Source organism: Lysinibacillus pakistanensis (assembly GCF_030123245.1).
Classification (GTDB): domain Bacteria; phylum Bacillota; class Bacilli; order Bacillales_A; family Planococcaceae; genus Lysinibacillus; species Lysinibacillus pakistanensis.
On sequence record NZ_CP126101.1, the window covers coordinates 4,601,737 to 4,622,137 of the forward strand.

14 protein-coding genes, 3 rRNA genes and 2 riboswitches are annotated in these 20,401 nt (G+C 41.7%); of the genes, 1 reads left to right on the plus strand and 16 read right to left on the minus strand.

What is annotated here, in order from left to right; genetic code table 11:
- Nucleotides 1-196: 196 nt before the first annotated feature.
- The 12 genes from purN to QNH24_RS23000 all read right to left on the minus strand — a co-directional run bounded on the left by purN (nt 197) and on the right by QNH24_RS23000 (nt 11,376).
- On the minus strand, nt 197-766 hold the full coding sequence (gene purN, locus QNH24_RS22945; protein ID WP_283869700.1) for a phosphoribosylglycinamide formyltransferase: 570 nt from the start codon (nt 764-766) through the stop codon (nt 197-199).
- Entirely contained in the window at nt 766-1,821 is a 1,056-nt protein-coding gene (purM, locus tag QNH24_RS22950; RefSeq protein ID WP_283869701.1) for a phosphoribosylformylglycinamidine cyclo-ligase, read from the minus strand. Before purM ends, purN begins: the two co-directional genes overlap by 1 nt.
- Before the next feature lie 22 nt (nt 1,822-1,843).
- Nucleotides 1,844-3,268 (minus strand): amidophosphoribosyltransferase, encoded by a 1,425-nt coding sequence (gene purF / locus QNH24_RS22955; RefSeq protein WP_283869702.1) that lies wholly within the window; start codon nt 3,266-3,268, stop codon nt 1,844-1,846.
- Nucleotides 3,244-5,478 carry a phosphoribosylformylglycinamidine synthase subunit PurL gene (purL, locus tag QNH24_RS22960; RefSeq protein WP_283869703.1) on the minus strand — a complete coding sequence of 745 codons (2,235 nt, stop codon included), beginning with the start codon at nt 5,476-5,478 and terminating at the stop codon, nt 3,244-3,246. Before purL ends, purF begins: the two co-directional genes overlap by 25 nt.
- Nucleotides 5,465-6,148, minus strand: coding sequence for a phosphoribosylformylglycinamidine synthase subunit PurQ (gene purQ / locus QNH24_RS22965; protein ID WP_054772102.1), 684 nt, complete (start codon nt 6,146-6,148; stop codon nt 5,465-5,467). Before purQ ends, purL begins: the two co-directional genes overlap by 14 nt.
- A 2-nt stretch (nt 6,149-6,150) precedes the next feature.
- Nucleotides 6,151-6,399: a phosphoribosylformylglycinamidine synthase subunit PurS gene (purS, locus tag QNH24_RS22970; protein ID WP_283869704.1), complete on the minus strand. Its 249-nt coding sequence runs from the start codon at nt 6,397-6,399 to the stop codon at nt 6,151-6,153.
- Nucleotides 6,400-6,401: 2 nt separating this feature from the next.
- Nucleotides 6,402-7,112: a phosphoribosylaminoimidazolesuccinocarboxamide synthase gene (gene purC, locus QNH24_RS22975; protein ID WP_283869705.1), complete on the minus strand. Its 711-nt coding sequence runs from the start codon at nt 7,110-7,112 to the stop codon at nt 6,402-6,404.
- 129 nt (nt 7,113-7,241) lie between these two features.
- Nucleotides 7,242-8,537 carry an adenylosuccinate lyase gene (purB, locus tag QNH24_RS22980; RefSeq protein WP_283869706.1) on the minus strand — a complete coding sequence of 432 codons (1,296 nt, stop codon included), beginning with the start codon at nt 8,535-8,537 and terminating at the stop codon, nt 7,242-7,244.
- A 13-nt stretch (nt 8,538-8,550) separates the two neighbouring features.
- On the minus strand, nt 8,551-9,675 hold the full coding sequence (gene purK / locus QNH24_RS22985) for a 5-(carboxyamino)imidazole ribonucleotide synthase (protein ID WP_283869707.1): 1,125 nt from the start codon (nt 9,673-9,675) through the stop codon (nt 8,551-8,553).
- Nucleotides 9,672-10,160, minus strand: a complete 489-nt coding sequence (purE, locus tag QNH24_RS22990) for a 5-(carboxyamino)imidazole ribonucleotide mutase (protein ID WP_283869708.1) — start codon at nt 10,158-10,160, stop codon at nt 9,672-9,674. Before purE ends, purK begins: the two co-directional genes overlap by 4 nt.
- A 396-nt stretch (nt 10,161-10,556) precedes the next feature.
- A riboswitch (purine riboswitch) is annotated at nt 10,557-10,655 on the minus strand.
- 94 nt (nt 10,656-10,749) lie between these two features.
- Nucleotides 10,750-10,944 (minus strand): NETI motif-containing protein, encoded by a 195-nt coding sequence (locus QNH24_RS22995; protein ID WP_283869709.1) that lies wholly within the window; start codon nt 10,942-10,944, stop codon nt 10,750-10,752.
- 162 nt (nt 10,945-11,106) lie between these two features.
- Nucleotides 11,107-11,376, minus strand: a complete 270-nt coding sequence (locus tag QNH24_RS23000; RefSeq protein WP_283869710.1) for a hypothetical protein — start codon at nt 11,374-11,376, stop codon at nt 11,107-11,109.
- Nucleotides 11,377-11,903: 527 nt separating this feature from the next.
- On the opposite strand from QNH24_RS23000, the gene QNH24_RS23005 reads away from it, so the two are divergent.
- On the plus strand, nt 11,904-13,043 hold the full coding sequence (locus QNH24_RS23005; RefSeq protein ID WP_283869711.1) for an IS110 family RNA-guided transposase: 1,140 nt from the start codon (nt 11,904-11,906) through the stop codon (nt 13,041-13,043).
- 178 nt (nt 13,044-13,221) lie between these two features.
- On the opposite strand, the gene rrf is transcribed toward QNH24_RS23005, so the two are convergent.
- The 4 genes from rrf to QNH24_RS23025 all read right to left on the minus strand — a co-directional run bounded on the left by rrf (nt 13,222) and on the right by QNH24_RS23025 (nt 19,961).
- A 5S ribosomal RNA gene (rrf, locus tag QNH24_RS23010) occupies nt 13,222-13,337 on the minus strand.
- A 162-nt stretch (nt 13,338-13,499) separates the two neighbouring features.
- Nucleotides 13,500-16,427 (minus strand): 23S ribosomal RNA (locus QNH24_RS23015).
- Between the two features lie 217 nt (nt 16,428-16,644).
- Nucleotides 16,645-18,196 (minus strand): 16S ribosomal RNA (locus QNH24_RS23020).
- The 16S, 23S and 5S rRNA genes sit together here, the layout of an rRNA operon.
- 439 nt (nt 18,197-18,635) lie before the next feature.
- On the minus strand, nt 18,636-19,961 hold the full coding sequence (locus QNH24_RS23025; protein WP_283869712.1) for an NCS2 family permease: 1,326 nt from the start codon (nt 19,959-19,961) through the stop codon (nt 18,636-18,638).
- A 132-nt stretch (nt 19,962-20,093) separates the two neighbouring features.
- Nucleotides 20,094-20,195, minus strand: a riboswitch (purine riboswitch).
- Between the last annotated feature and the right edge of the window lie 206 nt (nt 20,196-20,401).

Below are 20,401 nucleotides of genomic sequence, written 5' to 3' on the forward strand. Positions count from 1 at the left end.
GCTGATCCCCAAGGAGTCGCCCAGCCTTCACTCCAATCAACTTTTTTTACATAGTAGACGTTTTAACAAAAGTCATCCACAACTTTTGGTGATGAACCAATTTTTATCGTGTTTGCTACGAAAATATATCTTGCTATTATTGATAGAGTAAAGTTAGGCTGTATTGTTCCAGAAGACCTAACTCCTCACCACTGAATTACTTTAATAATTGCTGTAAAGCTTTCGTATATAGTACATGCTCTTGCTTATGAATAGCCACTTCTGTTGCCTCACGATCACCATCAATAACAGCAACTGCTGCTTGTGCAATAATAGGACCTGTGTCCATACCTTCGTCTACAAAATGCACAGTTACACCTGTTATCTTGACTCCATGTTCCATCGCTTGCCCAATCGCATCCTTACCTGGGAAAGCTGGTAATAATGACGGATGGATATTCACGATACGTTGTGGAAATGCTGAAAGTAATACTTCACTAATCAGTCGCATATAACCGGCGAGCACAATCCATTCCACATTACATTCCTGTAAAGCATTGATAATAGCTGTCTCGTAATCTGCTTTTGAAGCAAACTCTTTTGGATTTAAAGCTAGGACTGGAATACTAAAATTCTCGGCACGTGTTACTACAAATGCGCCAGGCCTGTCTGTTACAACAAGCTCAACCTTTGCATGTAACTCACCACGTTCAATCGCCTCTTGAATGGCCTGAAAATTGCTACCACTGCCTGAGGCAAAAACGGCAATCTTGGCTGGTGCAGTCATTACACTAAACTCCCATCATGTAAGCCATTAAATACAACACCCTCGCCGCTCACAACACGACCGATTTTGTATGCTTTTTCACCATTTGCTTCCACAGTAGCAATTACTTTATCAGCTTCATCTGCTGGAACTGCTAAAACAAAGCCAATGCCCATGTTAAAGACATTATATAGATCCTTATCCTCAAGCTGGCCTTTATCTTTCAAAAACTCAAAAATACGTAATACTGGCCATGAACCTAAGTCAATTTCAGTTGCTAATCCCTTTGGCATCATGCGAGGAAGATTTTCATAAAAGCCACCGCCTGTTACATGTGCACAGCCATGAACGTCTGCTGCTTTTAAAGCTGCAAGAACTGGTTTAGCATATAATTTTGTTGGCACTAACAAAGCTTCTCCAATAGGGCCAAGATCCTCGTAGCCTGTCACAATTGCATCTACTGCATAGTCATTATCCGCAAAAACAATTTTTCGTACTAATGAATAACCGTTTGAATGCACTCCACTTGAAGCTATACCAACAAGCACATCACCCTCTACGATTTTTTCACCTGTTACGATTGCTGATTTTTCACATGCACCTACTGCAAAACCTGCTAAATCATACTCATCCTCTTCATAAAGACCTGGCATTTCTGCTGTCTCGCCACCGATTAATGCTGCACCAGATTGTACACAGCCATCTGCAACACCTTTGACAATTTGTTCAATTTTCGCTGGTTCAGCTTTACCAAGGGCAACGTAATCTAAAAAATACAATGGTTCAGCACCCTGTGCCACAATATCATTCACACACATAGCCACGCAGTCTACACCAATCGTATCGTGCTTATCCACCATAAAAGCTAGCTTAAGCTTTGTCCCAACACCATCTGTACCTGAAATAAGAACAGGCTCCTTAAGATTTAGTTCTGACAAGTCAAACATACCGCCAAAGCCACCGAACGTTCCCATCACACCTAGACGGTTTGTGCGTTCAACGTGAGACTTCATTCGTTTTACTGCTTCATAGCCTGCTTCAATATTTACACCTGCTTGTTCATATGCTTTTGACACGCAGAGATCCTCCTTATCATCCTTAACGTAATAGTTCTTTTTCATGTGGTAAGATCGTATCTGGGAAAATTTCTGTAGGATATTTGCCTGTAAAGCAAGCTAGGCATAGTCCACGATTTTCATCTTCATATGGTCGTGCAATCGTTTCAACCATCCCCTCAACAGAAAGGAATGTTAGTGTATCTGCTCCGATTGCTTCACGGATTTCATCTACATTATGACTAGATGCAATTAATTCTTCATGTGTCGACGTATCGATGCCATAATAACAAGGATCTGTCATCGGTGGTGAAGAAATCACGACATGTACCTCTGCTGCACCTGCATCCTTCAGCATTTTGACGATACGACGGGAAGTTGTACCTCGTACGATAGAATCGTCTACCATCACAACTCGTTTCCCTTTCACAACCTGAACGACTGGAGAAAGTTTCATTTTTACTCCGCGCTCACGTAATTCCTGAGTGGGTTGAATAAACGTTCGGCCGACATAACGATTTTTAATTAAACCTAACTCATACGGAATACCACTTTCCTCAGCAAAACCGATTGCTGCAGAAATACTTGAGTCTGGTACACCTGTTACAACATCAGCCTCAATATGTGCACATTCACGAGCAAGCTGTTTCCCCATACGTTTTCGTGCCATATGAACATTAATCCCATCAATGTCTGAGTCAGGACGGGCTAAATAAACATACTCCATTGCACACATGGCACGTTTATCCATCTCTGCAAAACGATCTGACTTTACACCTTCATCGGTGATAATTAATAATTCACCAGGCTCAACAGAACGAACAAATTCTGCGCCGATTAAATCAAATGCACAAGTTTCAGAAGCTACCACCCAGCCATCTCCTAGCTTTCCAAGAGAAAGTGGACGTAAACCATGTGGATCACGTGCAACAAGCATTTCATCCTTTGTCATAATTAAAAAAGAATACGCACCCTTTAATAAAGAAAGGGCATTTTTCACCTTCGCACGGAATGGTGAATGCGAGCTTTTCTTAATAAGATGCGCCAGCACTTCCGTATCAGAGCTAGAATGGAAAATACTCCCTTGTCGCTCTAAATACTGTTTTAAATGTGTCGCATTGACTAAGTTACCGTTATGGGCAATTGAAAGGCTACCAGTTGAGGAGTGGAATAATAATGGCTGTACGTTTTCAATACCGCCACCACCAGCAGTCGTATAACGAACATGCGCAATAGCCGCTTTGCCGTTCACTGCCTTTAATTTATCTTCGTTGAATACATCATTCACTAGTCCTTCGCCTTTCACCGCGCGAAGATGCTGACCGTCTGAAACAACGATTCCAGCACCTTCTTGTCCACGGTGTTGAAGAGCATGAAGCCCGTAATAGCTAAGGTGTGCTGGATTTGGGTTACCCCAAATGCCAAACACCCCACATTCTTCGTTTAAGCCTCTGAGTTCAGCAAGCATGGGATTGCTCCTTTCCAATTAGAACGGAATTCCTCCACTGTACCTTCTACAAGCACACCTTTGTCCCCGTTGATTTTAACAAGTGCATCGTTTGTTACGACACCAATTTTTTGTGCGTCTTTGATGATTTCTACAAATGCGGCTGCATTTTCTTCTTTCACTGTGACAACAAAACGAGATTGACTTTCACTGAATAATGCCGTTGTAGCAGAACCCGTCAATGTTACGTCAACACCTAGCCCATTTGCACCAAATGTTGTTTCAGCAATAGCAACAGCAAGACCACCCTCTGCTACGTCATGAGCAGATTGGACAAGTCCAGCTTTAATAGCCTTCAGTAATGCTTGCTGACGTGCAGCCTCAACCTCTAAATCGATAGCTGGTGCTTTACCAGAGATAACTCCATTGTTTAATAACTTTTGAAGCTCTGATCCACCAAACTCAGTATTTGTCTCACCAATTACAAATACCACATCCCCAGCAGCTTTTACTTCTTGTGTTGTGACATGAGCTAAGTCTTCAATCAATCCAACCATACCAATTGTTGGTGTTGGATAGACTGCTTCACCTGAACGTTCATTATAAAGAGATACATTACCACCAATTACTGGGGCATTCAATGCCGTACAAGCAGCAGAAATACCATCAGCAGATTTTTCAATTTGCCAGAAGATTTCTGGCTTCTCTGGATTACCAAAATTTAAGCAGTCGGTAATCGCAAGTGGCGTACCACCAGTTGCAACAATATTACGAGCTGCTTCAGCTACTGCGATAGCACCGCCCACCTCTGGATCTAAATATATATAGCGAGAGTTACAGTCTGTCGTCATCGCTAAACCTTTATTTGTACCACGTACACGAATAACAGCAGCATCAGACCCCGGTTTAACAACTGTGGATGTACGTACTTGATAATCATATTGATCGTATACCCATTCTTTAGAGGCAATTGTAGGTGCTTTTAATAAAGCATTTAATGTCTCTTTGTAATCTGTCACTACAGGCTCTGTATTATCAATCGCTTGGAATTCTGCATAGTAAGCGGGCTCTGCAGATGGCTTATGATAAACTGGTGCATCTTCTGCAAGTGCATCAGCAGGTACTTCAGCTACAACTTCACCGTTGTGTAATAGACGAAGCATTTTATCATCTGTTACTCGACCAATTGCTACAGCATCTAAATCATATTTATCGAAAATCGCTTTAATTTCATCTTCGCGACCTTTTTTCACAACAAGTAGCATACGTTCTTGAGACTCCGATAACATCATTTCATATGCTGTCATACCTGTCTCACGTTGCGGTACTAAGTCTAAGTTCATTTCTACACCAGAACCAGCCTTTGAAGCCATTTCTGCTGAAGAAGATGTAAGACCAGCTGCACCCATATCTTGAATACCAACTAAAGCGTCAGATTTAACAACCTCTAAACATGCTTCAAGTAAAAGTTTCTCCATAAATGGGTCCCCTACTTGTACTGCTGGACGTTGGTTTTCTGATTCCTCAGTTAATTCTTCTGAGGCAAATGTCGCACCATGAATTCCGTCACGACCTGTTTTCGCACCAACATACATAACTGTATTACCGACACCTGCTGCAATACCACGTTGAATATCCTTATGGTCAATTAAACCGACACACATTGCATTAACAAGTGGATTGCCTTCATAGCAAGGATCAAATTGAATCTCGCCACCTACAGTAGGTATTCCAATACAGTTACCGTAACCTGCGATACCAGCAACGACTTCTTCGAATAAATATTTACCACGTGCTGATTTTAACTCCCCAAAGCGTAGGGAGTTCAGCATTGCGATGGGACGTGCACCCATTGAGAAAACATCACGAATAATACCACCCACACCAGTTGCAGCACCTTGATAAGGCTCAATTGCTGAAGGGTGATTATGTGATTCCATTTTAAATACAACTGCTTGTTCGTCACCAATATCGACAATCCCTGCACCCTCACCTGGTCCCTGTAAAACTTGAGGTCCTTTTGTAGGGAATTTACGTAGTACTGGCTTTGAATTTTTATAAGAGCAGTGCTCAGACCACATTACTGAGAAAAGACCTGTCTCTGTCCAATTAGGTAGACGTCCTAAAATACCCTCTACCATTGCAAATTCTTCGTCTGACATCCCCATACCAGCGTATAGCTTTTCATCTTTAATTTGCTGTACTGTTGGCTCAAACTTAGTTGTTGACATGATTTTCCCTCCACTGCTTCACAATTGATTTAAATACTGCTAGACCGTCTGCTCCGCCCACCAGTGCATCAACAGCACGCTCTGGGTGTGGCATCATCCCTAATACATTGCCGCGCTCGTTTATAATCCCTGCGATATCTTCTAAAGAGCCGTTTGGATTTTCACCTGAGTATGTGAATACAATTTGATTATTATCTTTTAGTGATTGTAATGTTTCCTCGTCACAGTAGTAATTTCCTTCACCATGTGCGATTGGAATATTGATGATTTGACCTTGCTCATATTGATTTGTGAATAATGTATTATTGTTTTCAACTTTTAGCTGTACTGTACGGCACATAAATTTTAAGTTTTTATTGCGCAGTAAAGCTCCTGGCAATAAACCAGCTTCCGTAAGGATTTGGAAGCCATTACATACACCAAGTACAGGTTTACCAGCATCTGCTGCCTTTTTAACTTCAGTCATAATGTTAGATTGATTAGCCATTGCACCACAGCGAAGATAATCTCCATATGAGAACCCCCCTGGTACTAATACACCATCAAAGCCACTTAAATCTGTTGCTGTATGCCATACATATTCTACTTCTTCACCTAGCTCGTCTTTAATCGCATGATACATATCGATATCACAGTTGGACCCAGGGAATACGAGTACTGCGAATTTCATGATTAGTTAGCCTCCTCGACTTCGTAACGGTAGTCTTCGATTACAACGTTTGTTAAAACCTTTTCACACATTTCTTTTACTAGAGTATCAATGTCACGCTCTGTATCTTTAATTGTTAGTTCAAGATATTTACCTATACGTAAATCTTCTACTTCACCATAACCCATTTTAGCTAAAGAACCTTGTACTGCAGAGCCTTGTGGATCAAGAATGCTCTCGCGTAATGTTACGTAAATTTTAACTTTTTTCATTGTTATTTGCCTCCGAGTCTAGAAAGTATAATAGTATAAACTTCAGTTAAATTACCAAGGTCTCGACGAAAGACATCTTTGTCTAACTTTTGATTCGTTGTTGCATCCCAAAGTCTGCATGTATCTGGTGAAATCTCATCCGCTAATAGCACGTTTCCATCATGGTCACGTCCAAACTCCAATTTAAAGTCGATTAGCGTAACATTAACCTCCGCAAAGATTGGCTGCAAAACTTTATTAACAGCTAAAGCACCTTCGTAAATAGCTGTCACTTCTTCAGGTGTTGCAAGATCAAGTACGTCAATATGCTCCGTTGTAATGAACGGATCACCCAGCTCATCATCCTTATAATAATACTCAACGATTGGACGTTTTAATGGTGTTCCTTCCTCTAAGCCGAGGCGTTTTGCTAAGCTACCTGCTGCTAAATTACGAACTACAACCTCTATTGGAATAATATCTACTTTTTTCACAAGCTGTTGTGTGTCAGATAATTGTTTTACGAAATGTGACGCAATTCCGTTTGCTTGTAATTTTTCGAATATTAATGAAGTAATACGATTATTTAAAACACCTTTTCCTTCAATCTCTTCCTTTTTCTCACCATTAAATGCTGTGGCACTATCCTTGTACTCAACAAGCAGCACGTTTGGCTCCTCTGTTGTATACAATTTTTTTGCTTTACCTTCATACAAAAGTTGACCTTTAGTCATATCGTTATTCCCCCTGGATATTATGAAATACGTGCGGATTATCCCAGAATTGAACCGTACATTTAACGATTCAATTCTGATATATCCGCTAGTGGCTCTAACATTCATTTTAAGCAGGCTAAATAAATATTAGTTAAGTCCTAGTCGTTCAAAAATCATATCAACATGCTGTAAATGGTAGTTGTAGTCGAAGCACTCATCTAGCTCTTCCTTCGTTAAATACGATGTAATTTTTTCACTTGCATCGACTAACGTACGGAATTGAACCTGCTCGTCCCACGCCTGCATCGCTAAAGGCTGTACTGTATCATACGCTTCCTCACGCACTAATCCTTTATCAATAAGGGCTAATAGGATACGTTGAGAATAAATTAAACCAAAAGTGCGACCCATATTACGTTTCATGTTTTCAGGGAATACGGTTAAGTTTTTCACAATATTACCGAAGCGATTCAACATATAGTTAAGAGTAATTGTTGCATCCGGTAAAATAACGCGCTCTGCAGATGAATGTGAAATATCACGTTCATGCCATAAAGCTACATTTTCATAAGCTGTTACCATATAGCCACGCATTAAACGAGACATACCAACCATGTTTTCAGAACCGATTGGATTACGTTTATGTGGCATTGCTGATGACCCTTTTTGCCCTTTTGCAAAGGCCTCTTCCACTTCGCGTGTTTCAGATTTTTGTAAGCCGCGAATTTCTGTAGCAAATTTTTCAATGGAAGTTGCGATTAACGCTAAAGCGCCTAGATACTGTGCATGTCGGTCACGCTGTAATGTTTGTGTTGAAATAGGTGATGCTGTTAGTCCTAATTTATCGCAAACATACTGTTCAACACGAGGGTCGATGTTGGCGTAAGTTCCAACGGCTCCAGACATTTTTCCTGTTTCAATCACTTTCGCTGCTGCTTCAAAGCGTTCAAGGTTACGCTTCATTTCTTCATACCATAAACCAAGTTTTAAACCGAAAGTTGTTGGCTCAGCATGAACACCATGTGTACGCCCCATCATGACCGTATACTTATGCTCTTTTGCTTTTGCTGCAATAATATCAATGAAATTCACGATGTCTTTGTGTAAAATATCATTTGCCTGTTTAATCAAATAGGAAAGAGCTGTGTCAACTACGTCTGTAGAAGTTAAACCATAGTGCACCCATTTTCGCTCTTCGCCCAGTGTTTCAGAGACAGCACGTGTGAATGCCACAACATCATGACGTGTTTCTTGCTCAATCTCTAATATACGATTAACATCAAATGAAGCCTTTTCACGTATTTTAGCTACATCTTCTTTTGGAATGTCGCCTAATTCTGCCCAAGCCTCGCATGCTAAAATTTCAACCTCTAGCCAAGCTTGATATTTATTTTGTTCTGTCCAAATTGCACCCATTTCGGGTCTTGTGTAACGTTCAATCATCGCGTATCTCCTTCTATTCTGACCAAATGCCAGAACTCTCGATTTGTTGTAGTGTTTCTTCTAAGTTTTTTGTCATAATCGTTACGTGGCCCATCTTACGGTTCACTTTAGCTTCAGCTTTCCCATAAAGATGTATTGACCATTCAGGATATTTAGCAATTGAGTTACTAAGTGGCATGACATGCTGCCCTAAAACATTGACCATAATAGATGGTGCCCATAGCTGTGGTTTACGTAGCGGCCAACCACATACAGCACGAATATGCTGATGGAACTGTGAAACATTACATGCTTCTATTGAATAGTGACCTGAATTATGAGGTCTAGGTGCTAATTCATTAATCATAATGCCGCCATCTTCTAATACAAACATCTCTACTGCAAGGGTTCCGACTAACTGCAAGTAATCGGCAATTTTCAAAGCTTCTCGTTCCGCAGCCTGAGCTGTTTCTTCTTTTATACGGGCTGGCACAATAGTTTCATGTAAAATATGGTGAACATGAATATTTTCTCCAACTGGCTGACAGTATGATTCACCATTACCATTTCTTTGGACTATTACTGATACCTCTTTTACAAATGGTACAAATCCCTCAGCTATACATTGGGAATGAGAAAAAAGATCCCTCGCTAATGGCAGGTCTTGTGCTGATTTTAAAAGCTGCTGTCCTTTGCCATCATAACCACCTCTTGCTGTTTTGACTATACAAGGATAACCAATCGTATCAATATTGGCTACTAATTCCTCATAAGTATTTGCAACAATATAAGGTGCTACTGGACAACCAGCTTTCACTATCGCTTCCTTCTCAGTCACTCGGTTTTGTGTAATGCGTACTAATTCTGCCCCCTGAGGTACATAAGCCATTTGTGTTAAGCGTTTTAGCCCATCATAATCGATATTTTCAAACTCAAAAGTGATCACATCACTTACTTCTGCAAGCTCCTCTAAAGCAGCCTCATCGTCATATGGTGCCACAATACGGATATCTGCAACCTGTCCACATGGTGAGTCCATTGTTGGTTCAAGAACGGCAATTTTAAAGCCAACTTCTTTTGCAGCAAGTGCCATCATACAGCCAAGCTGCCCACCTCCAATAATACCGATCGTTTGCCCTGGATAAATAATCTTTGTCACACCAAGTCACCTGTGCTTTCCAATACTTGTTGCTTTGTTGCTTCTCTTCTAGCATCTAGTTTAGTAGCAAGTGCTGTATCTGTTGTCGACAAAATTTGCGCTGCAAGCAAACCTGCATTTGTCGCTCCTGCTTTACCTATTGCAACTGTTGCTACAGGCACACCTCCAGGCATTTGAACAATTGATAATAGAGAATCAAGACCATTAAGAGCACGAGATTGTACAGGCACGCCAATTACGGGTAATGTTGTTTTTGCTGCCACCATTCCTGGTAAATGTGCAGCCCCACCTGCCCCTGCAATAATCACCTGAACACCTCGCTCACGTGCTGATTCAGCATACTCAAACATTAAATCTGGAGTACGATGTGCAGATACAACCTTTTTCTCGTACGGTAATTGTAATTCATCTAAAATATCACATGCATGTTTCATTGTTTCCCAGTCACTTGAACTCCCCATAATGACACCGATTTTCGGATTCATGAATTGTCGCTCCTTTTAAACGATAGAAAAATGATCAATATTTGTGCAATCTATTCTTCAAATAGCTACTGCAATTCTTTTCTTTATCAATTATGCCTCGGCATAATTGCGTCCGGAATCGGCTTTGTGCTTAGACCTGCAAGGTCAGTTAGCCGTTATCGCATGGATGCAATGATTTTAGGCTACCTTCCTTTATTAACTCCTGTCCGATTTCCGTGACATCCGCCGGAGGCTTTAACTCATTTCAGCGGGTGTCCAACATCCGCTGAAATAAGTTAAACAAAGAAAATCCCCAAATAAACTACTCTACCCTACACGTGAAAGCAGTTTACTTGAGGACTTATTAAGAAAAGAATATGCAAAAGTACATTTCTGTACATATACCTTCCGTAACATGCCAAAAGCGCTTTCCCGCATAGTCCAGCATTTACGGTGCCGGGTAGAGACACTAGAGCCAATCCTCTAGCATATATGTGGGACCTTATTTGTTTTTCCTTCTCACATTTTAACAAGTGATTTCACTATCGTCAATGTAAAAATGCGAACATTTTATTTTAGTCATTTGCAAACGTTCGGATTTTAGTCAAATCTACTCAGAATCTTGATAGACCATTGCTTTAAATTGTATTTTTTGACGTAAATACGTTGGTTCCCCGTTAACTAAGTGAAAAATCGGTTCTTCTTTTCTACCAACTGCTATAAAACCATCTTGACGCATTCTAGCCAAACAATCTTCAATTGACTCATTTTCTTCTACCTCATACCAAATTTGTCTTTTTCCCAAACTCTTCTTCCTTTCAAATTCCTATCCTTTTAACTTTCTTAGTTTGAATTCCATTATACCTAAAGATTATTCAATAAGTACTTATTTATAATTAATTTTAAGTAATATTTAAAATTTAGATTTACTAAAAATACCTGCAGCTACAAACTCTGCAGGTTATAATTATAGTTTTTGGAAACCGAATATTCTTATTAAATATACACCTAGAAAAAGGATCATCAAAAAAGCATTGAGCACAATAAGTACCTTACGTATATCACCCTTAATGCCAAAAATCGCACTGAGTATTCCTAATCCACCTAATACAAATGGTGTAAAAATGCTTAGGAAATTATAAAATTTTCCATACCATTTTGTTGGATCATAGCCAAACATAAAGAATGTTACTATTAATAACAAGATAGAGATTGCAGTAAAAATATAACGCCTCATAGTTCATGCCTCCAGATCATTGGATATTTAGCTAGTAAGGCTCTTGCTTTTCAACTTCCTTTGACAATAATTTTTTCAATATCTTATATAGAGAGAAAGAACGATTTAAAATGATATTTAAGATTCCATATAATATTCTGCCTATCTGTTCATTAGTTCTATAAGTCTAAGTCATATTAGTTTTTCTATTTGTTTCTAGTATAATGCTAACCGTAACTATTACTGCTACATCCTTTTAAATAATTATAGCACTGCAGAATTTACACATAAATAAAACAATCATGAGCTTTCTTCTCCCAACCCTGGCATGAAAATAAGTTCCTCCTGTCCATAATGGTAGTGACACAAACAGGATGTAAGACGCGGCTTTTTTTGGTGGCTTAGACCCTGGGCATAAAACTGTTTGAGTGAATTTGGTGTTCAACCCTTTGTTAGCTCCACTTGATAGTAGGATGACTACGTACAGAAAAATGCTTATTTTCAAATTCACTCACTGTTTGTGATCTTTATTGTTTGGAGTGATTTTTATGGAGGTATTTATTAAGAATTGTGCAGGCTTAGATGTGCATTCTGAGACAATTGTTGCTTGCGTTTTAAAAGGGAGACACGAAAACGAAGTATATCAAGAAACAGAAACTTTCCCTACGCTCACGAAAGATTTGTTTCGTCTATTGAAATGGTTAGAAAGCCATGAAGTTACACATATTGCGATGGAGAGTACGGGTGTGTATTGGAAACCTGTATTTAATATTTTGGAGGACTTTTTTGATATTACACTTGCGAATGCCCAACGAATCAAAAACGTTCCTGGCAGAAAAACAGACGTTTCAGATGCAGAATGGATTGCGAAGTTATTACGTCATGGCTTGATTGAAAAGAGTTTTGTTCCACCCGTGGAGATTCGAGAACTCAGAGATTTAACAAGACTTCGGAAAAAGTGGATTGGCCATTTAACTTCTGAAAAGAATCGCATTCAAAAAGTATTAGAAAGTTCAAATGTCAAACTAAGTACTGTGATTTCAGATGTATTTGGCGTATCCGGGCGTAAATTACTAAATCGATTAATTGAACAAGGTTATGTAGATGAAGCCGATGTCGAAAAGAATATTCATGGAAGGTTAGCCCCTAAAAAACAATTGATTACCGATTCTTTATTTGGAACACTCAATGAACATCAAATATTTCTTATTCGCCAATCTTGGCGACACATTGAATATTTGGAGTCATTGGTTTTAGAAATTGAAGAACGGATTAATCAACTATTACAAAATTATCATGAAGAACTTCAATTATTAATGACAATTCCAGGTATAAAAAAAGATACTGCCGCAGTTATCATTGCAGAAATTGGTGTAAACATGAATCAGTTTCCCACATCACAACACCTTGCTTCATGGGCAGGCGTATCTCCTGGTAATCATGAGAGTGCAGGAAAAAGAAAAAGTACGCGTTCTATTAAGGGAAATCCACACATTAAATCGGCCATGTGTGAGGCAGCTTGGGCAGTTTCAAGAAGTCGAAATCGTTGGTTAGCGAACAAATATTGGTCACTCGCAGCACGAAGAGGCAAGAAAAAAGCACTCGTTGCGATTTCGCATCGAATGCTTCGAATTATTTACTCCATGCTACTGAACAAGGAGCCATATAAAGAACCACAATTGGTTTAGTTTAACCAAAAACCAAAAGTTATAAACCAAGATACCTTCCGACAGGTACCTTTGCTTTCTCATTGGCTTTTTTCGTTATTTATAGAATGACCTAGTCCACTTAATAATATTCAAAAAACAAAGGCATTATTTATTTTCACAGAAAAAAGCCGAGGAATAAATCCTCGACTTTTTAAATGCCTAGCGACGTCCTACTCTCACAGGGGGAAGCCCCCAACTACCATCGGCGCTAAAGAGCTTAACTTCCGTGTTCGGTATGGGAACGGGTGTGACCTCTTTGCCATCATCACTAGACTTGCACATGGATGTGCTGGCTTCTGCGTTGCAACATGGATGTTGCGTTCTTAGCAGAAGTTCCTTTATTTAAGTTTCAAAATAAACTAAATTTTGAAGTTCTCATGAAAGATGTTATTCTTTCAAAACTGAATAAACGGCGCATTGAATGCTTCAAACATATTGGTTAAGTCCTCGATCGATTAGTATTCGTCAGCTCCATGTGTCACCACACTTCCACCTCGAACCTATCTACCTCATCGTCTTTGAGGGATCTTACTTACTTGCGTAATGGGAAATCTCATCTTGAGGGGGGCTTCATGCTTAGATGCTTTCAGCACTTATCCCGTCCACACATAGCTACCCAGCGATGCCTTTGGCAAGACAACTGGTACACCAGCGGTGTGTCCATCCCGGTCCTCTCGTACTAAGGACAGCTCCTCTCAAATTTCCTACGCCCACGACGGATAGGGACCGAACTGTCTCACGACGTTCTGAACCCAGCTCGCGTACCGCTTTAATGGGCGAACAGCCCAACCCTTGGGACCGACTACAGCCCCAGGATGCGATGAGCCGACATCGAGGTGCCAAACCTCCCCGTCGATGTGGACTCTTGGGGGAGATAAGCCTGTTATCCCCGGGGTAGCTTTTATCCGTTGAGCGATGGCCCTTCCATGCGGAACCACCGGATCACTAAGCCCGTCTTTCGACCCTGCTCGACTTGTAGGTCTCGCAGTCAAGCTCCCTTGTGCCTTTACACTCTACGAATGATTTCCAACCATTCTGAGGGAACCTTTGGGCGCCTCCGTTACCTTTTAGGAGGCGACCGCCCCAGTCAAACTGTCCGCCTGACACTGTCTCCTGCCCCGCTAAGGGGCATGGGTTAGAATTTCAATACAACCAGGGTAGTATCCCACCGACGCCTCCTTCGAAGCTGGCGCTCCGAGATCTCTGGCTCCTACCTATCCTGTACAAGTTGTACCAAAATTCAATATCAGGCTACAGTAAAGCTCCACGGGGTCTTTCCGTCCTGTCGCGGGTAACCTGCATCTTCACAGGTACTATAATTTCACCGAGTCTCTCGTTGAGACAGTGCCCAGATCGTTACGCCTTTCGTGCGGGTCGGAACTTACCCGACAAGGAATTTCGCTACCTTAGGACCGTTATAGTTACGGCCGCCGTTTACTGGGGCTTCAATTCGCAGCTTCGCTTGCGCTAACCACTCCTCTTAACCTTCCAGCACCGGGCAGGCGTCAGCCCCTATACGTCACCTTACGGTTTTGCAGAGACCTGTGTTTTTGCTAAACAGTCGCCTGGGCCTATTCACTGCGGCTCTCATGCGCTTGCACGCTCAAGAGCACCCCTTCTCCCGAAGTTACGGGGTCATTTTGCCGAGTTCCTTAACGAGAGTTCTCTCGCACACCTTAGGATTCTCTCCTCGACTACCTGTGTCGGTTTGCGGTACGGGCACCTCTCACCTCGATAGAGGCTTTTCTTGGCAGTGTGAAATCAGGAACTTCGTCCATACGGACTCGCCATCACAGCTCAACGTTACAGTGTGCGGATTTGCCTACACACACGCCTTACTGCTTGGACGCGCACAACCAACGGCGCGCTTACCCTATCCTACTGCGTCCCCCCATTTCTCAAACGGTGAGGAGGTGGTACAGGAATATCAACCTGTTGTCCATCGCCTACGCCTATCGGCCTCGGCTTAGGTCCCGACTAACCCTGAGCGGACGAGCCTTCCTCAGGAAACCTTAGTCATACGGTGGACGGGATTCTCACCCGTCTTTCGCTACTCATACCGGCATTCTCACTTCTAAGCGCTCCACCAGTCCTTCCGGTCTGACTTCAACGCACTTAGAACGCTCTCCTACCACTGACATCGTAGATGTCAATCCACAGCTTCGGTGAATCGTTTAGCCCCGATACATTTTCGGCGCAGCGTCACTCGACCAGTGAGCTATTACGCACTCTTTAAATGATGGCTGCTTCTAAGCCAACATCCTGGTTGTCTGTGCAACGCCACATCCTTTTCCACTTAACGATTACTTTGGGACCTTAGCTGGTGGTCTGGGCTGTTTCCCTTTTGACTACGGATCTTATCACTCGCAGTCTGACTCCCGTGTATAAATATCTGGCATTCGGAGTTTGTCTGAATTCGGTAAACCGGGATGGCCCCCTAGTCCAAACAGTGCTCTACCTCCAGTATTCTCATCACGAGGCTAGCCCTAAAGCTATTTCGGAGAGAACCAGCTATCTCCAAGTTCGATTGGAATTTCTCCGCTACCCACACCTCATCCCCGCACTTTTCAACGTGCGTGGGTTCGGGCCTCCAGTAAGTGTTACCTTACCTTCACCCTGGACATGGGTAGATCACCTGGTTTCGGGTCTACGACCACGTACTATTTCGCCCTATTCAGACTCGCTTTCGCTGCGGCTCCGCCTTCTAAAGCTTAACCTCGCACGTAATCGTAACTCGCCGGTTCATTCTACAAAAGGCACGCTATCACCCATTAACGGGCTCTAACTACTTGTAGGCACACGGTTTCAGGATCTCTTTCACTCCCCTCCCGGGGTGCTTTTCACCTTTCCCTCACGGTACTGGTTCACTATCGGTCACTAGGTAGTATTTAGCCTTGGGAGATGGTCCTCCCGGATTCCGACGGAATTTCACGTGTTCCGCCGTACTCAGGATCCACTCTGGAGAGAACGAACTTTCGACTACAGGGCTTTTACCTGCTCTGGCGGACCTTTCCAAGTCGCTTCATCTAACTCGCTCTTTTGTAACTCCGTATAGAGTGTCCTACAACCCCAAGAGGCAAGCCTCTTGGTTTGGGCTCTTCCCGTTTCGCTCGCCGCTACTCAGGGAATCGATTTTTCTTTCTCTTCCTCCAGGTACTTAGATGTTTCAGTTCCCTGGGTCTGCCTTCAAGACGCTATGTATTCACGTCAAGATACTACGCGATTAAACGTAGTGGGTTCCCCCATTCGGAAATCTCCGGATCAAAGCTCACTTACAGCTCCCCGAAGCATATCGGTGTTAGTGCCGTCCTTCTTCGGCTCCTAGTGCCAAGGCATTCGCCGTGCGCCCTTAATAACTTAACCTACAGCTTCCGATAAAAACTATCGAAACCTTTTTAATGTTATTAAGCCTATAAAAAACTTAAAAAATAAATGTGTTTGTTACAATTTCAATGTCGTTTTATCCAGTTTTCAAAGAACAAGTTTTGAAGTATTTCATTCGAAAAAGAATGAACCTTCAAAACTGAACGCAAAACGTAATCTTACAAACCCAAGGTTTGTATTCCGAAATAATCCTTAGAAAGGAGGTGATCCAGCCGCACCTTCCGATACGGCTACCTTGTTACGACTTCACCCCAATCATCTATCCCACCTTCGGCGGCTGGCTCCAAAAGGTTACCTCACCGACTTCGGGTGTTACAAACTCTCGTGGTGTGACGGGCGGTGTGTACAAGGCCCGGGAACGTATTCACCGCGGCATGCTGATCCGCGATTACTAGCGATTCCGGCTTCATGTAGGCGAGTTGCAGCCTACAATCCGAACTGAGAACGACTTTATCGGATTAGCTCCCTCTCGCGAGTTGGCAACCGTTTGTATCGTCCATTGTAGCACGTGTGTAGCCCAGGTCATAAGGGGCATGATGATTTGACGTCATCCCCACCTTCCTCCGGTTTATCACCGGCAGTCACCTTAGAGTGCCCAACTAAATGATGGCAACTAAGATCAAGGGTTGCGCTCGTTGCGGGACTTAACCCAACATCTCACGACACGAGCTGACGACAACCATGCACCACCTGTCACCGTTGCCCCCGAAGGGGAAACTATATCTCTACAGTGGTCAACGGGATGTCAAGACCTGGTAAGGTTCTTCGCGTTGCTTCGAATTAAACCACATGCTCCACCGCTTGTGCGGGCCCCCGTCAATTCCTTTGAGTTTCAGTCTTGCGACCGTACTCCCCAGGCGGAGTGCTTAATGCGTTAGCTGCAGCACTAAGGGGCGGAAACCCCCTAACACTTAGCACTCATCGTTTACGGCGTGGACTACCAGGGTATCTAATCCTGTTTGCTCCCCACGCTTTCGCGCCTCAGCGTCAGTTACAGACCAGAAAGTCGCCTTCGCCACTGGTGTTCCTCCAAATCTCTACGCATTTCACCGCTACACTTGGAATTCCACTTTCCTCTTCTGCACTCAAGTCCCCCAGTTTCCAATGACCCTCCACGGTTGAGCCGTGGGCTTTCACATCAGACTTAAAGGACCGCCTGCGCGCGCTTTACGCCCAATAATTCCGGACAACGCTTGCCACCTACGTATTACCGCGGCTGCTGGCACGTAGTTAGCCGTGGCTTTCTAATAAGGTACCGTCAAGGTACAGCCAGTTACTACTGTACTTGTTCTTCCCTTACAACAGAGTTTTACGATCCGAAAACCTTCTTCACTCACGCGGCGTTGCTCCATCAGGCTTTCGCCCATTGTGGAAGATTCCCTACTGCTGCCTCCCGTAGGAGTCTGGGCCGTGTCTCAGTCCCAGTGTGGCCGATCACCCTCTCAGGTCGGCTACGCATCGTCGCCTTGGTGAGCCATTACCTCACCAACTAGCTAATGCGCCGCGGGCCCATCCTATAGCGACAGCCGAAACCGTCTTTCAGTATGTCACCATGAGGTGACATAGATTATTCGGTATTAGCCCCGGTTTCCCGGAGTTATCCCAAACTATAGGGTAGGTTGCCCACGTGTTACTCACCCGTCCGCCGCTAACGTCAAAGGAGCAAGCTCCTTCTCTGTTCGCTCGACTTGCATGTATTAGGCACGCCGCCAGCGTTCGTCCTGAGCCAGGATCAAACTCTCCATAAAAGAAATTTGATTAGCTCAAATTGTTTTGCTGGCATCAATTTTGATGTCCAAAATTTTTGTTTTGTTCACTAGCAAAAGCTAGCTACTAAAAACTATATTGATTACGTTTTGCTTGTTCAGTTTTCAAGGTTCATTAACTCGTCACATTTAAGTGACTTTCTATACTTTAACACAGTGTTAACTCTATGTCAACTGTTTGTGTTAATATTTTTCAAGATTGTCGTTTGCTTTTGTAACAACGTTTTAAAATATATCATTAATCTTCTAGTAATGCAACTGTATTTAAAAAGAAAAATAATTCTGTGAAGTTTAATAGCTAAATAAATTAAATTACTTCCTATATATACATCTTTAAAATGAATAGTAATCAATTAACTAAATCAATAAAAAAACTGTTCACAAATATGGTTAAAACCAAAATTTGTGAACAGTCCTTTGTTTATAAAGTTGCTAAATATAATAAGAAGATGACCGCAAACACATACATAATCGGATTTACTTCTTTTGCTTTTCCTTTAATAATCATTGTTAATGGATAGAAGATGAAGCCTACTGCAATACCTGTTGCGATTGAGTAAGTTAGTGGCATCATTATCATTGTTAAAAATGACGGTACAGCAATTTCAAAACGATTCCAAGCAATTTGACCTAAAGAAGCAACCATTAGGACTCCAACTATAATTAATGCGGGAGCAGTAACAGCTGAAGTAATAACTCCTAACAATGGAGAGATGAAGAGTGCTAATAAGAATAAACATCCCGTCACAATTGAAGCAAAACCTGAACGTGCACCGGCTGCTACACCTGAAGAGGATTCTACATAAGATGTGATTGTAGATGTACCAAAAATGGAACCTACAATCGTTGCAATTGAATCAGAAATTAAAGCTTTACCAGCGCGGGGTAAACGATTATCTTTCACTAATCCTGCTTGGTTCGCAACTGCCATTAATGTTCCTGCATTATCAAAGAAGTCAACAAATAAGAAAGTTAAAATTACGGACAGCATAGATAATGTATAGAAGCTTGGATCAGAAAAGGCACTGAATAATGCACCGAATGTTGGTGAAATACTAGGTGGTGCTGAAAAAACTCTTTCTGGTAACCCAACTTGTCCAGTAATCATACCTACAATTGAAGTAATTACCATACCATAGAATACGCCGCCTTTAATTCCACGTACCATCAGAATAACTGTAACAATAATGCCGAAAATCGCTAGTAATACCTGGGGATCACGTAAATTACCAATACCAACTAATGTTGCATCATTATTAACAATAATCTTAGCATTTTGCATGCCGATAAATGCAATGAATAAACCAATACCAGCACCTACCGCCAATTTTAATTCCATAGGGATAGCATTAATTAATTTTTCTCGTAAACCTGTTAATGTTAATAATAAGAAGAAAACACCTGAAATAAATACTGCTGCTAAAGCATGTTGCCATGGGCTACCATTAACTAGTACCACTGTATAAGCAAAAAATGCATTAAGCCCTAAACCAGGCGCTAAAGCCAAAGGATACTTCGCTAAGAGCCCCATAATAAAACAACCAATTGCTGCTGACACAGCAGTTGCAACAAATACTGCCCCATAATCCATACGTAATGCATCTGGTAAATCCTTCACATCTGCTAATGTCAATGTTAATGGGTTTACTACTAAAATGTAAGCCATTGCTAAGAACGTTGTGAAGCCACCAAGAAATTCCCGACGATAATTCGTTCCTAATTCATCGAACATGAAATATTTTTTCATTTGAAAGAAATCCTCCGTTGGTCGTCTTCAATATCGAAAACAAAAAAGACACACTGACTATTCTACTACTAGTCGCATGTCTACGATATTTCATCACCTGTATTGTGTGAAAGATATTAGTGTCTATACATTCGTATATATAACTAAAATCGTAGTCAAGTTATTTACGGTAACTTGGTAGAAACTCACGGGCCTTATTCCCGACATTATACGACGACTTATTTAATTTACAATCGTAATATATCATTTCATTTTTCAGATTTCAACCCTATTTCCGAACATTTTTTGTGAAAAAAATACGAAAGTTCGGGTAAAATACTTATTTAATGTTCATGTTTTATAAAATAAGCTCTTATTATTCTTTTAATCTTGAAAATCAAGCTATATCAGTTTCAAATGATAAGCGAAAAACTTGCCATTACAATTCTTCAAGACTTTTC

What these genes read in the sequence shown, in the direction of transcription:
- purN (WP_283869700.1), bottom strand. Translation starts at nt 766, where the DNA reads ATGACTGCACCAGCCAAGATTGCCGTTTTTGCCTCAGGCAGTGGTAGC.
- purF (WP_283869702.1), bottom strand. Translation starts at nt 3,268, where the DNA reads ATGCTTGCTGAACTCAGAGGCTTAAACGAAGAATGTGGGGTGTTTGGC.
- purL (WP_283869703.1), bottom strand. Translation starts at nt 5,478, where the DNA reads ATGTCAACAACTAAGTTTGAGCCAACAGTACAGCAAATTAAAGATGAA.
- purQ (WP_054772102.1), bottom strand. Translation starts at nt 6,148, where the DNA reads ATGAAATTCGCAGTACTCGTATTCCCTGGGTCCAACTGTGATATCGAT.
- purS (WP_283869704.1), bottom strand. Translation starts at nt 6,399, where the DNA reads ATGAAAAAAGTTAAAATTTACGTAACATTACGCGAGAGCATTCTTGAT.
- purC (WP_283869705.1), bottom strand. Translation starts at nt 7,112, where the DNA reads ATGACTAAAGGTCAACTTTTGTATGAAGGTAAAGCAAAAAAATTGTAT.
- purB (WP_283869706.1), bottom strand. Translation starts at nt 8,537, where the DNA reads ATGATTGAACGTTACACAAGACCCGAAATGGGTGCAATTTGGACAGAA.
- purE (WP_283869708.1), bottom strand. Translation starts at nt 10,160, where the DNA reads ATGAATCCGAAAATCGGTGTCATTATGGGGAGTTCAAGTGACTGGGAA.
- QNH24_RS23000 (WP_283869710.1), bottom strand. Translation starts at nt 11,376, where the DNA reads ATGAGGCGTTATATTTTTACTGCAATCTCTATCTTGTTATTAATAGTA.
- QNH24_RS23005 (WP_283869711.1), top strand. Translation starts at nt 11,904, where the DNA reads ATGGAGGTATTTATTAAGAATTGTGCAGGCTTAGATGTGCATTCTGAG.
- QNH24_RS23025 (WP_283869712.1), bottom strand. Translation starts at nt 19,961, where the DNA reads ATGAAAAAATATTTCATGTTCGATGAATTAGGAACGAATTATCGTCGG.